Below are 13,349 nucleotides of genomic sequence, written 5' to 3'. Positions count from 1 at the left end.
TTTTTGGTCATTTGCAGCTTGCTTTGGCTTGAGCCAGTTACAATCTGGTGTATCAGGCTTCGCAGCCAGCTTGTCCGCTATACAGAATCCGGTATTCCAGCGGCGCAAGCGTCATGCGGACCTGGTCGCCGTTCATCTCTACCGGCTCGCCGCTGAAGGCATCCTGCCAAGTCCCGCCGCCGTCCAGCGCTTGCGTAAGAGTCAGCGGTTCGGTGGAAGGATTCATCCAGACGGTGAAGCGGGCGTGCTCATTCCAGCGTTCATATACCAGGCCGCGGCTGCCCGGATCACTCTGCAGGAAGCGGAACTGGCCGGTGCGCAGCACCTCATGCTCCTTGCGCAGGGCGATGATGCTCTGATAAAAGCGCAGCAGCTCCCGGTCCTGCCGGTCCTCTTCCCAGATCATGCATTTGCGGCAGTCCGGGTCATCCCCGCCGGTAATTCCGATCTCATCTCCATAGAAAATACACGGCGTACCGGTAAACGTGAAGAGGAAGGTGATGGCCAGCTTCAGCCGCCGCTTGTCTCCGCCCAGCCGGGTAAGTACCCTTGGGGTATCATGGCTCGCCAGGAGGTTGAACAGGACTTCATTCGCCTGCCGGGGGTAACGCATAAGCAGCCCGTAGATTTCATCGGCGAAGCTGCCGGGATCTGCCTCCTCCTCTGAACCGAAGAATTTCAGCATTCGGTCAGAGAAGGGATAGTTCATCACGGAATCGAACTGATCGCCCTGCAGCCAGCTGAGGGAGTCACTCCATACCTCGCCGATGATGAACGCTTCCGGGTTAATCTCCTTGACCACTTTACGGAAATCCCGCCAAAATACATGATCCACCTCATTGGCCACATCCAGCCGCCAGCCGTCGATATGTACTTCCTTGAGCCAGAATGTGGTGATATCCAGGAGATAATCCCTGGCTTCGGGGTTCGCGGTGTTCAGCTTGGGCATCCCGCTGAAGAAGCCGAAGGTAGCGTAGTTGGCCTTGCCGTCTACCACCTGAACGGGATAATCATGGATATGAAACCAGTCTGCGTATTTGGAATCCGCCCCATGCTGAACAACATCCTTGAACGGTGCAAACTCGGAGCTTGTATGATTGAAGACGGCATCCAGGACTACCTTCAGCCCTCTGGAATGGGCCAGCTCCACCAGCTCTTTGAGCTTATCGAGATCCCCGAAGCTTGCATCAATCGTTCCGTAGTCAACGGTGTCATATTTATGGTTGCTGGGAGCCTGGAAGATCGGGGTCAGATACAGCGCCGTTACGCCAAGCTCCGAAATATAGTCCAGATGGTCAATCATTCCTTGCAGGTCGCCGCCAAAATAACTGTCATGGGTGGGCGGTGCGCCCCATTCGAGCGTCCCCTCCGGGTCATTCGCCGGATCTCCGTTAGCGAACCGGTCGGGCATGATTTGATAGAAGACTGCGGATTTCGCCCATCCGGGAACCTGCAGCAGGTCGGCCTCATGGAGATAAGGCATTTCGTAGTAGCCTCCGGCAGGCGCAGGCAGCCCTTCTGTAAAGAAGCCGGATTCGAGCATCCATACCGTCTCTTGACCGGTTTCCAGCCGGAAGCCGTAAGAGAACCGTTTGAATTCGGGGACAACCTCTGCTTCCCAGTAATCAAAGAAACGGTCGGTAGCCACCTTACGCATGCTCAGCTCCTGATGATGCTGCTCCCAGTCATATTTGTCGCCGATCAAGGCGAATACCCGGTCTACATTATTTTTTTTGCTGCGGATTCTTAAGTGGAAGGTGTCCTTGTTATACGCATATGCCCATCTCCCCTGCGAAGAATGATAGAGACATTCAAGCGCGATGGAGGAGCCGGGTGAGCTTGAGGGCACTGCTTGTCTGCTGAGAGCCATATGAAATACCTCCTGGGATACGTATTGTGGATGGATATTATGATGTATGAGCTTTAGTTAATACCCGGGGATCACAGGTTTCAAACAGCAGATATTCCTTCCAATGCAGTAGTCAAAACAGCGTGCCTTGTACCATCTCCGGCCCGGCTCTGCGGATCAGCTCCGGGTAGTCGCTACGGACATCGCCCACGGCTGAGGAGACAGGATAAGCCAGCATCTGCTCCGCATCGTAAGGCCGCAGCAGCTTCATCAGGGCGGGAATATCCCGGTTGCTGCGCTCCAGCCACTGCGCTTCCCCGTCCGCATCCAGAATGACCGGCATCCGGTCGTGGATATCCTTCATCAGAAGATTCGGGGCCGTGGTGATAATCGTGCAGGTGGAGATTCTTGCCCCGTCCGTTCCGGTCCATATATCATACAGAGCAGCCATGGAGAACAGCTTCCCGTCCCGCATCGTAATCCTCATCGGCTGCTTGCCGCCCTCATGGACCTTCCAGTCATAGAAGCCGTCTGCAGGAATCACACAGCGGCGGGAAGCGACCAGCCCTTTGAACGAAGCCTTCTCCAGCAGGGTCTCACTGCGGGCATTGATTAGCTTGGCGGCGTTCTTGTCCTCCTTGGACCAGGAAGGGAGCAGCCCCCAGCGGAGCTCTCCAAGCTTATTCTGTGTGCCGTCATGAATGACGGCCGGAATCGACTGCATCGGAGCCGCGTTATATCTCGGCGCATATTGAATGAGCGGGTGCTCTTGGATGAAATACTTGGCGATCAGCTCTTCCAGCGTTACGGTAATCGTATATCTTCCGCACATTTTGCCGTGCCTCCCTGAATGGTTAATATGTTTACAGACAGTACAGCTTGCATTAGCATTATATAAGATGAGACTGAAGATTGCGAAGGGAGAAGGCGGCTATGATTATCGTAAGCTCCTGCCTGGCAGGGATGAAGGTCAGATATAACGGAACCGATTGTCTGGAGCAGGACATCCGGCGGCTGCTGGACAACCGGCAGGCGGTTGCGGTATGCCCGGAGCTGATGGGCGGCTTCACCACCCCGAGAGAACCGGCTGAGATTATAGGCGGCAGTGGCAGGGATGTGCTTGAGGGCAGAGCCAGGGTAGTGGACAGACGAGGGAATGATGTAACTGCGATGTATATAGATGGCGCTTATGCAGCCCTGGAGCAGGCACGAAGCTTAGCGGCAACGCTTGTTGTCCTTAAGGAGAACAGCCCTTCCTGCGGCAGCTCTATGATCTATAACGGGGAATTTGCAGGTGAGAAAGTACCCGGAGAAGGAGTGACCACGGCTCTTTTGCGGCTGAACGGGATTGAAGTGATCTCCGAAGCGCTGCTTGCGGATTATTTGCCGGAATCAGAGGGGTGAGCCCGGCTCTCTCCATGGACAAATGTTACAATATTGTGTTTATTAACAGGTGGTAAAACAAGCCGTTCAGCAGTATAATCTAGTAGTCCTGCAAGTGGAAACGGCCTTGCCGTAAGAAAATCCTGAATTTCAAGAAGCGGAGAATTTCGTTATGAAACCCATCTATTTGGACCACGCCGCCTCAACACCGGTTCATCCGGAGGTGGCAGCGGTTATGTATAATATGCTGTTGAACGAGTACGGCAACGCGTCCAGTGTGCACCAGTTCGGACGGTCTGCCAAGAGAATTATCAATGGAGCGCGCGACAGAATCGCGGGCTTTTTGGGCTGTTCTCCCGAGGAGTGGGTATTTACAAGCGGCGGCACGGAGAGCGATAATCTCGCTCTGTTCGGCGCAGCCTATGCTTCCGCTTCCAAGGGTAGACATATCATTACTACAGCGGTTGAACATCATGCGGTACTGCATACCTGCGAGGAGCTGGAGGGGCAGGGGTTCGAGGTTACCTATCTTCCTGTCGATTCTACCGGCCGGGTCTCTCTGGAAGATGTGGAAGCGGCCCTGCGCGAGGACACAGTACTGATTAGCATAATGTATGTGAATAATGAAGTGGGAACTGTACAGCCTATAGAAGAGATTGGCAGGTTAGCGGCCGGACGGGGGGTACTTGTGCATGTAGATGCCGTACAAGCTCTGGGCACGCTGCCCCTGGTGCTCCGCGAGCTGCCGGTAGACTATATGAGCTTCTCGGCCCACAAGATCGGAGGTCCGCAGGGGATTGGAGGCTTGTACGTCCGGCGGGGAGCGCCGCTGATGCCAAGACAGCATGGCGGACTTCAGGAGCGCGGACGGCGGGCGGGTACGGAGAGTCTGGCTCATACCGCCGGGTTCGCCAGCGCCGTTGAACTGGTTGTGCAAGGGCTGCCGGAGCATCATGAGCAGGCACTGGAGCTCCGCAGAACGCTGCTGGAGGGGCTGGACAAGCAGGTCGGAGCAGAAGGATATGTCATCAACGGAAATGAACAGCATACGGTGCCGGGAATTCTGAATATCAGCTTCCCCGGAGCGAAGACAGATGTGCTGCTCATGAACCTGGACATGGAGCGGATTGCGGCGGCCAGCGGCTCAGCCTGCACCTCAGGATCGCTGGAAATCTCGCATGTCCTCCGGGCAATGAAGCTTCCGGAAGAACTTTTGAACTCTGCGATTCGCTTCAGTACAGGTTTGGGTAATACTAATGAAGAAATGCAGGTTGTTGCCCAGAAAGTTGGAACCGTTGTGAGCCGGCTGCGTACTAGAAACTAGGCGTCCGTGCATACTGGCAGCCGTGTGAGAGGTACTCTGGCCCATGGGAACCCGTAAGCAATACTTAAGGTGAGGGGACTTGGATACCATGAAGCTTCAGGATATGATCGGCCTCACTGTGTATGAAGTTGAAGAAGGTACGGAAGTCGGCGAAATAATCGATATCGGACTGGATTCAAACTGGAATATTACGGGTATTGAACTGGAAAGCAAATCTTTTTTCTCCAGTCATGTGAAAGTTGTGGCATGGGATAATATTGCCGCTTATGGCGAAGATGCTGTCATGATCCGCAATAAAGAGTCGATTATCAAGGTCGACGCTGACCATATATCCTATACTTTCCTCTTGGGAAAGAACAAATTGAAGGACAGGCAGGTGCTTACTGCATCGGGAACGGTGCTGGGGCGGATATCCGATGTTTATTTTGACCAAAAGATGGGAAACACAATAGTAGCGCTGGAAATCAGTGACGGGCTTGTAACTGATTTGATCGAAGGCCGCAAATGGCTGCCTTGTTCTGAAGGAATGTCCATCGGAGAGGATTCTGTACTGGTTCCCGCGATGAGTGAGGAACGGCTTCAAAAAGCCATTAATATTGTTAACGGATAGGTGGAATGTATTGTATGAAGTGTCCAAACTGCAACTCCAAGGATATCGGCAAGATCGGTTCCCACCAGTTCTATTGCTGGGGCTGCTTCATCGAACTTACGGTCAACGGCGAGAAAATGTCGGTTTATCAGGTTGAAGAGGATGGCACGCTCAGCTCGCTTGACGATCTGTTCTCGGGTGAAGAAGTTGCACAGGATTTCCCGCAGATCCACGCATCCTCTTGATCACTGCCTGATCCATAACCGGCTAACAGTTACATAGATTCGCCGTGCCCAACTTCCGGGCGGCTTTTGAAGCCGCCCGGAAGTTGGGCTTTTTGCCGTCCGCCACTACGAAAGTTGCATCTTTGTTATACGGGCTAAGGAATTGGTATGTCGCCCCCCGGGGTGCGGACTCTATACTGAAATCGACTGGCGAGCGGCCAGGATTCTACTAGGCTCTACACAAGGGGGAATGTTCAGATGTACCACAAAGGAATATCCAAGCTCCTGATCGCCGGGTTGCTGCTGTCAGGAATTCAGCTTCCGGGAACTGCAGGAATCGCGCAGGCAGACAGCCGTAAGGACACAGCCGGACTGTCTGTAAGTGCAGGCAGTACAGATACAACCCACACGGCAGAGTTCGCCGATATGAAGCAGCACTGGGCTTCGGCCGCAGTGAACAGGCTGTCAGCCGCAGGCATTCTGCAGGGTGACGAGGCAGGACAATTCAGACCGGGACAAGCAGTCTCGCGGGCAGAGATGGCCGCCATTATCAGCCGGGTGTTCCGTTACACGGATTCAGGCCTCACTGTATTCAGTGATGTAAGCGCTTCTTCCTGGTATGGCAAGGATGTAAGCCGCGTGAATGCCGCAGGCGTTATCCAAGGCTACGCAGATGGCCGCTTCCAGCCGGGAGCGGCTGTCACCCGCCAGGAAGCCGTAACCATGCTGAGCAGGGCATTCACGCTGGAGGCGGGCTCCCCCGGTGCGCTGGCTGCGCAGTCTGATGCGGCAGCGGTCAGCGGCTATGCCCGGGAAGCCGTGAGTGCGATGCTGGACGCCGGTTATCTGCGCGGCGATGCGGACGGCAAGCTGAACCCGAAGGGGCAGATGACCCGGGCCGAGCTGGCCGAGCTGCTGAGCCGGATGGTCGGGTGGATCAGCTCAGGCGAGGGAAGCCAGAAGATCGGAGCTGTGTCCGGCAACCTGATTGTCAACCGGGCGAATGTGCAGCTTGAAGGCGGAGCCGTGAGCGGCAATCTCTATGTAACTGCCGGAGTTGGGGAAGGGGAGGTCACGTTCTCGGGCATCAAGGTGCAGGGGACAGCACATGTCTCAGGAGGAGGCGACCATTCCGTGGTCTTCCGCCAATCCACCCTGGGGCAGATCAGGCTGAATAAGCTCTCCACTCCGGTACGAATGGTACTGGAGGATAACAGCGCCGCCACCCGGATCGAATTGCTTAAGCCGGCGAAGGTGGAGATCGGAGCGGATTCCCGCGCAGAAGCTGTGGTCATCGGCGCAGGCGCAGCCGGATCAGAGATCGTGAACCGGGGGCAGATCGGCCTGCTTGAGAACCAGGCGGACCGCGTGCTGCTGAACGGCCAGGGACTCAAGCCCGGCGAGACGCTCCGGGACTTGTCCGGCAATGGAGCTACAGCGCAGGCGAGTGCCAAGGCTACCGCTGCCCCGGCCCAAGCGGGCGGCGGATATTCAGGCGGTGACACACCTGCACCAACAGCTGAGCCAACCATAGCGCCAACGGCTACACCAGCGCCGACTCCGCCAACCCAGAGCAACCCATGGGAGCTGGTCTGGAATGACGAATTCGACGGCCACAAGATCGATGAGAGCAAATGGAATGTACAGGACACCGGAACGGTATACAATAACGAATTGGAGTATTATCACCCGGACAACGCCTCGCTTATTAAGGAGAGCGGTCAGAGTGTGCTGGAACTGGAAGCCCGGAAGCAGGCTCACGGCGGGAAGAATTATACTTCAGCCAAGCTGACCTCCAAGATGAAGGGCGACTGGACGTACGGCAAGTTCACCGTGCGGGCCAAGCTGCCGGTTCAGCAGGGGATGTGGCCTGCCATCTGGATGATGCCAACCGATGATGAGACGCAGTATGGACCTTGGCCGGGAAGCGGCGAGATGGACATTATGGAATTGACAGGACCGGTTGCCGGCAAGCCAGAACAGGCGGAACTGTATCCAAGAACCGTCCATGGTTCGATTCACTACGATATTCCGCATGCGTCCCAGACCAAAACCTACGTACTGCCGGAAGGCCAGACCTTCGCCGATGATTATCACGACTTCACGCTGGAATGGCTTCCGGGCCTGATCCGGTATTATGTGGACGGTAATCTGTATTTTGAGACGAGTGACTGGGGAACGAAGGCCGAAGGCCAGCCGGATTACTATACGTACCCTGCACCGTTTGACCGGCCGTTCTATATGATTCTGAATCTGGCTGTGGGCGGCGACTGGCCGGGCGATCCGAAGGCCGACTTCAAGTCGGATAAGATGTATGTGGACTACGTAAGGGTCTACAAATACAAGAACCTCGATCAATGGCCGGATGTAACAGGACAGCGGCCTATAGATCCGGGGCTGTCGACCCCGCAGCGTCCTGCACTGGCAGACGGGAATCAGATTTACAACGGAGACTTCAAGGGTACTGTAGCAGCCCAGGGTCAGCCGGAATATTGGGAACTAATTGAGAATGAGGGCGGGAGCGGAACCGCTTCGGTCATTGATGATCAGGATAAGGGCAAAGCAGTGAAGGTTGCCGTCGAAAAGCCCGGAACCCAGAATTACTCCATTCAGCTTGCGCAGAAGCCGCTGCTGCTGGAGCGGGGCAAAGCCTATAAGGTAACCTTCGATGCCAAGGCGGACGCAGCCCGGCCGCTCATGAGCAAGCTGACCGAATTCGGCGGCGGATGGACGGCGTATTCCGGGGAGCGCACTTTCCAGCTTACGCCGGACTGGCAGCCGTATGAATACAGCTTTACGATGGCGAAGGCTTCGGACAATAATGCCCGCTTTGAGTTCAATCTGGGACTGAACAATATTGCTGCCTATTTCGCCAATGTCCGGGTGGCAGAGACAGAGGCGCTGCCGGTAGTGCGCACCCCGCTTGCCGACGGCAACCTGATTTATAACGGAGGCTTCGACTTGGGAGAAGCGCGGCTGGGGTATTGGAACTTTGCCGTGAACCAGGACTCGGGAGCAGCGGCGAAGGCCAGTGTAACCAATACGCTTGCACTGCCGGTGATGAAGCGGGAGTTCCGGGCGGATGTACAGAAGGCCGGAGAGTCGCCGGAGGATGTGACGCTGACCCAGACGAGAATCCCTGTATCCTCGGCAGCTGTCTATCAGCTTGCCTTCGATGCGAGATCGGCTCAGTCGCAGCCGCTAGGCATTAAGCTGGCGGCCAGCGGTGGACAGACGGTGTATCCTGACGGAACCACCTTCACTCTGACACCGGAGTGGAAGAGCTATACCGCAGAAATTGAGCTGTCCGGCGGGTCCGGCACGGAAGCTGCGTTATCGTTCCTTCTGGGCGCGGCTGCGGGGCAGACCGAGATTGACAATGTGCGCCTGGTACGGATGACCGATCCGCCAGTGCTCACTAACTACCTGCATCTGCGGGGGGACCAGTTCTGGAGAGCCTCAGGAACCGGCCTGATTCCGAGCGGCGAAGGCGGCAAGGATATTACGGATATGGACAAGGGCGACTATGTGGAATACAAGGTAGTGCTGCCTCAGGCAGGAAGCATTGTTCCGGTAACCCGCGTATCCAGTGTGCGCGCGGATTCGGAGCTTACGCTGTCGGTGCTTGATGCCGGTAAGCAGAATGTGGTGACGGAATCGGTCTACAGTACGGCAGTTGGCGATACCGGAGGCCTTCAGGCCTACCGTGCGATCGTTGGCGCCCCGCTGGAGTTGCCTGCGGGAAGCTATTACATCCGTCTTGGCGGCAGCGGCTACAATCTGGCCTGGCTGGATCTGTCCCGCGAGCTGGTGATGAACGGCAGCTTCAAGGAGGCTTCCACAGACAACTGGACGCTGTTCAAGAAGGACTGGGAACCGGATGATCCCGGGAAGAGCACTGTAATGCAGGCGGTGTATGGAGAGCTGCAGGTTAACCTCGGCGGAACTGGAACAGAGGCTTGGCATGCACAGGTGAAGCAATCGGGCATCCCGGTAGAGCAGGGTAAGAAATATCTGCTTCGCATCGATGCGGATGCTTCGGTTGCCCGGGAGATTAAAGCGCTGGTTCAGCGTGACGGTTCAGCCGATAATATCTGGACTCCTTATCTGGAACAGGAGCTGAGACTCAGCGAAGCCGGAGGACACTATGAATATCTGTTCACTGCCCCGGCCACCGATCCTGGAGCCGTGCTCCAGTTCAGTCTGGGCAAGATCTCCGAAGAGCTGGGAGCGCACACGGTCAATTTGAGCAATATCTCCTTGCTTCAGGTAAGCCCGGTGCTGGACGGTGAGTCCTACGGGGAGAATCTGATTCCGAACGGAGACTTCTCGGCTCCTCTTAAGGGCTGGAGCAGCTACTCCTCTGACAACGGTGAGTTAGCGATTGCCAATGTGGATGGAGCACTGCAGATCAAGGTGGGTTCCACCGGAACGAACACCTGGGACCGGCAGGTCTTTTATGAGGGAGTCGCTTATAACGAAGGCAATCATTACACCCTTACCTTCAAGGCCAAAGCGGATGTGAAGCGCAAAATGAATATCAGCATCGGCTGGCTGGATGTAGCGAACAATTATACCTGGCACGGGTATACAAGCAAAATCGTTGATCTGGACAGCGGATACGCCGAGTATACTGTGGAATTCGATGTTGCCGGAGGCAGCACCTCCATCGGCCGCATTTCATTCGAGCTGGGTAAAATCGAGGATGGCGGCACTGGGCATCTGACAGTAGATGTGGATGATATTGTGCTCACCAATAACGGAACAGTATCTGTACCTTGAGCATGCTGGCATGCTTTGGATTTTGTTATTCAGGCTTGCGATTTGGTATTTAGACTGGCCGCAGACACTTTTATAATCAGTACATGGAGGACGGGCAACCGTTCTCCGTGCTTTTACTGAGAGGAGTGCCAGATAAGTCCATACATCATACATATGGGGAATGATTCCCGTCCATAAGGCGCTCCGTGTCCCACAAAGAAAAGAAAAGAGGAGAACCATTCATGATGCTGAAATTCAATACCGCAAGAGCAGCGGCTGCTTCGCCCGAGGATATCCTGAGACAAGCATTCGCAGACCGGATTGACGCAGGCGGGCAGCTAAGCGCCGTCTTCACGGATTCCCAGTGCATCGGAGCTGTCGGCATAGCCGGCCTGCCGCTCCGGCTGCCTGCCATTCAGGAGCTGCTGAAGCTCCCGGCTGTGGCAGCGCTGCTGCCGGCAGAGGCCGGTGCATCTGCACTGTTCGCCGTAAACGCTGCAGGCACGGCACTGTCCCTGTATATCCGCCATGCTGGGAAGCAGGAACAGTCAGTAGCCATACCGGAGGCAGCAGCAAGCGCGGCGCTGGCGCAGCTTCAGGCTGCACCGGGCTGGGCCGGTAGCCTTAACGCGGAAGGCGAGCATGTAATTGACCTGCGCTCCCCGGTTCCGGGTCCGCATTTCGCAGTCAATCTGCTGCTCGGCAACCGTCTGGAGTTCCCTCATCCGCTCCAGACTACTCCGAAAAGCGTGGTGGACCGCCATGGCGGCGGCAGCTTCCGTTCCCATGCGGCTACCCAGGTGCTGGCAACCCGGTGGGACATGCGCCAGGAGGAGAACGGCTTCCCGGCTAACCGCCAATTCTATCTGTTCGAGGGCGGGAAGCAGATCTTCTATTCCGCGGATCCGAACGGAGAAGGCATTGAATCGGCGGTCTGCCGCCATTCGCAGAATGTAACCATCATCACTTACCGCATGTCCGGCGGACTTGAGATTACACGCACGATCTTCATTCTGCCGCATGCCGAAGGTCTGCCGCTGGCGACCGAGATACAGCGGGTAGAGATTACGAACCATGGAGAGAGCAGCCGCCAGGTTCGTCTGGTGTACACGGGCATGTTCGGTTCGGCCGCACCGGGCGCTCTCTTCGAGGATGTGCTGTACAGCAATGTGATTATGCAAGGCGGCGTATTGCAGGACTCTACTGGAGCCGTGGCTGCCATCAGCCCCGACTATTACCCGGAAGGCGGACGCCATGATCTGCGCTTCCATACGATGATTATCCACGGGGAAGACGGACCGGTGCTGCCGCGCGAATATTGCGTCAGCTACAATGAGTTCGTCGGCACCGGCTCGCTGCACCGCCCCTCCGGCGCGCTGAAGCTGAGCAGCATTCTGCACCGCAAGGGGCCGGGATTCTTCGCGGTAGCGGGGGACATTCAGGTTCCTGCCGGAGCCTCGGCAGCGGTTGACCAGCTGACGGGTCTGGTCTCCGACAAGAGCGGTGCATCCTGGAGTAATACGGTACTGGAGGAAGAGGTAGGTGCGCTGATCGCCCGCTTCACCAGCCGCCGGTCGGCCGAAGAAGCCCTGGCCGAGTCCCTGAAGTTCGTGCGGGAGTACTCCAAGTTCCTGCAAGTATCCTCCGGGGACGCGGATTTCGATCAGTTCGTGAACCGCAACCTGCCTTTTCAGGTGCTCTATCAGAGCTTTGTCTCCCGTTCCTTCTGTCAGACCCAGAAGGGCTACCGGGAGATCGGCTTCCGTGAAATTCAGGATATGTATGCCTCGATGTATTATTTCACCGGGATGGGCAAGAGCGGCCTCGTCAAGAGCCTGCTGAAAGAATGGACCTGTATGGTATTCGAGCTGGGGTATGCGTATCACAATTTTTTCTGGGAAGGCAAAGAGTCGGGCAAATGGTCTGACGATGCGCTATGGCTGATCCAGGCCGTCTACCGTTATGTCATGCTGACCGGGGATGTGGAATTCCTGGATGAGTCTTGTCCGGTAGCAGGCACGGATACCAGTCGGCCGGTATTCGAGACGCTGAAGGCGATTATTGTCTATTCCGGACAGATCTCGATCGGACGCCACGGCCTGCCGCTGCTTGACTTCGCAGACTGGAACGACTGTCTGAAGCTGGATGACACCTACCTGAACGGCCCGGCCAAGGAAGCCCTCTACCGGAAGCAGCTGGAGGCCGGGGGCGTCTTCGGGGATTCGCTGGAGAGCGATTATTCCGAGAGTGTCATGAACGCCTTCCTGCTGAAGGTGGCGGTCGATGAGCTGTCTGCCCTGGCTGTCCGCAAAGGCGAGCAGACGTATGCAGATGAGCTGACAGGCTTCGGAGCCAAGCTGCGCGAACGCATCCAGGAACATGCCTGGAAGGGCGATTTCTTCGCCCGCGTGCTGTTCAACCGCTACCCGAACAGTGAATATACGTATCTTGGCGCTGCCGGGGACGGCATGTCTTCCGATCCGGAGAAGGACGGCTCGTACTTCCTGAATTCGTTCAGCTGGAGCATTCTGGCGGGCTGTGCGGATGAAGATCAGATTGCCGTGATGCTGGACACCCTGAAGGCCCATCTGATGACGCCTTACGGCATGAAGCTGGTGTCGCCGGTGGCGCTGGGCCGGGTATCGACCCATACAGCCTCGGATGAATACTTCCCGGGCGACCGCGAGAACGGCGGCGTATTCAAGCATGCCTGTATGATGGCTGCTGCGGCCATGTTCAAGGGAGCCAAGGAAGTGTCCAGCCTGGACCTTGCCGCCGAGCTCTGCCGGCTGGGCTACTGGCTGCTGGACCGGATTATGCCGTTCAAGACGATGGACGATCCGTTTGCCGTCTGCGGGAATCCGCGGTTCTGCACCCAATATAACAACAGCGAGACCGGTGAGAACATCGGTCCGATGCTAAGCGGCACCTCGACCTGGCTCACCCTCTCGCTGATGGAAGCATTGGGCATTGAATATACGGAGCAGGGCATCGCACTGAGTCCGGTGCTGCGGGAAGAGCAGACGCAGCTCACCTATACCTTGAAGCTGGGCAGCTCCTCCTACCGGATTCAGGTCCGCAAGCCGGAGGGCTTCCACCGCATGCAGGAGGGCTCGGCCCGCCTGACGCTGGACGGCCGGGTGCTGGAGGACGGCCTGGTACCGGCCGTAGATGACGGCTTCGCCCATGAGGTGGAGCTGACCTTCGCAGGCTGAGGGG

Annotated in this window: 8 protein-coding genes; 6 read left to right on the top strand and 2 right to left on the bottom strand. The window is 56.6% G+C overall.

Going from position 1 to position 13,349, the window contains the following annotated elements:
* Positions 1-52 precede the first annotated feature (52 nt).
* On the bottom strand, positions 53-1,822 hold the full coding sequence (locus MHH28_RS14795; protein WP_405117104.1) for an alpha-glycosidase: 1,770 nt from the start codon (positions 1,820-1,822) through the stop codon (positions 53-55).
* A 160-nt stretch (positions 1,823-1,982) separates the two neighbouring features.
* A complete protein-coding gene (locus tag MHH28_RS14790) occupies positions 1,983-2,681 on the bottom strand; it encodes an SOS response-associated peptidase (RefSeq protein ID WP_405116125.1) in 699 nt (232 codons plus the stop codon).
* A 101-nt stretch (positions 2,682-2,782) separates the two neighbouring features.
* Between MHH28_RS14790 and MHH28_RS14785 the strand changes: the two genes are divergently transcribed.
* The 6 genes from MHH28_RS14785 to MHH28_RS14760 all read left to right on the top strand — a co-directional run bounded on the left by MHH28_RS14785 (position 2,783) and on the right by MHH28_RS14760 (position 13,345).
* On the top strand, positions 2,783-3,253 hold the full coding sequence (locus MHH28_RS14785; RefSeq protein ID WP_405116123.1) for a DUF523 domain-containing protein: 471 nt from the start codon (positions 2,783-2,785) through the stop codon (positions 3,251-3,253).
* A gap of 151 nt (positions 3,254-3,404) precedes the next feature.
* Positions 3,405-4,556, top strand: a complete 1,152-nt coding sequence (locus tag MHH28_RS14780; RefSeq protein WP_405116121.1) for a cysteine desulfurase family protein — start codon at positions 3,405-3,407, stop codon at positions 4,554-4,556.
* Between the two features lie 88 nt (positions 4,557-4,644).
* The gene (locus MHH28_RS14775; protein ID WP_405116119.1) at positions 4,645-5,166 is read left to right on the top strand and encodes a PRC-barrel domain-containing protein; all 522 of its coding nucleotides are present in this window, start codon (positions 4,645-4,647) and stop codon (positions 5,164-5,166) included.
* A 14-nt stretch (positions 5,167-5,180) separates the two neighbouring features.
* Positions 5,181-5,390 carry a hypothetical protein gene (locus MHH28_RS14770; protein ID WP_036690502.1) on the top strand — a complete coding sequence of 70 codons (210 nt, stop codon included), beginning with the start codon at positions 5,181-5,183 and terminating at the stop codon, positions 5,388-5,390.
* 237 nt (positions 5,391-5,627) lie between these two features.
* Positions 5,628-10,151 (top strand): carbohydrate binding domain-containing protein, encoded by a 4,524-nt coding sequence (locus MHH28_RS14765; RefSeq protein ID WP_405116117.1) that lies wholly within the window; start codon positions 5,628-5,630, stop codon positions 10,149-10,151.
* A gap of 221 nt (positions 10,152-10,372) precedes the next feature.
* A complete protein-coding gene (locus tag MHH28_RS14760; RefSeq protein WP_405116115.1) occupies positions 10,373-13,345 on the top strand; it encodes a GH36-type glycosyl hydrolase domain-containing protein in 2,973 nt (990 codons plus the stop codon).
* The last annotated feature ends 4 nt before the right edge of the window (positions 13,346-13,349 follow it).

This window comes from Paenibacillus sp. FSL K6-1217 (assembly GCF_045040735.1).
Classification (GTDB): domain Bacteria; phylum Bacillota; class Bacilli; order Paenibacillales; family Paenibacillaceae; genus Paenibacillus_AQ.
This window is presented reverse-complemented; position numbering and strand designations above follow the sequence as displayed.

What these genes read in the sequence shown, in the direction of transcription:
- MHH28_RS14790 (WP_405116125.1), bottom strand. Translation starts at nt 2,681, where the DNA reads ATGTGCGGAAGATATACGATTACCGTAACGCTGGAAGAGCTGATCGCC.
- MHH28_RS14785 (WP_405116123.1), top strand. Translation starts at nt 2,783, where the DNA reads ATGATTATCGTAAGCTCCTGCCTGGCAGGGATGAAGGTCAGATATAAC.
- MHH28_RS14780 (WP_405116121.1), top strand. Translation starts at nt 3,405, where the DNA reads ATGAAACCCATCTATTTGGACCACGCCGCCTCAACACCGGTTCATCCG.
- MHH28_RS14775 (WP_405116119.1), top strand. Translation starts at nt 4,645, where the DNA reads ATGAAGCTTCAGGATATGATCGGCCTCACTGTGTATGAAGTTGAAGAA.
- MHH28_RS14770 (WP_036690502.1), top strand. Translation starts at nt 5,181, where the DNA reads ATGAAGTGTCCAAACTGCAACTCCAAGGATATCGGCAAGATCGGTTCC.
- MHH28_RS14765 (WP_405116117.1), top strand. Translation starts at nt 5,628, where the DNA reads ATGTACCACAAAGGAATATCCAAGCTCCTGATCGCCGGGTTGCTGCTG.
- MHH28_RS14760 (WP_405116115.1), top strand. Translation starts at nt 10,373, where the DNA reads ATGATGCTGAAATTCAATACCGCAAGAGCAGCGGCTGCTTCGCCCGAG.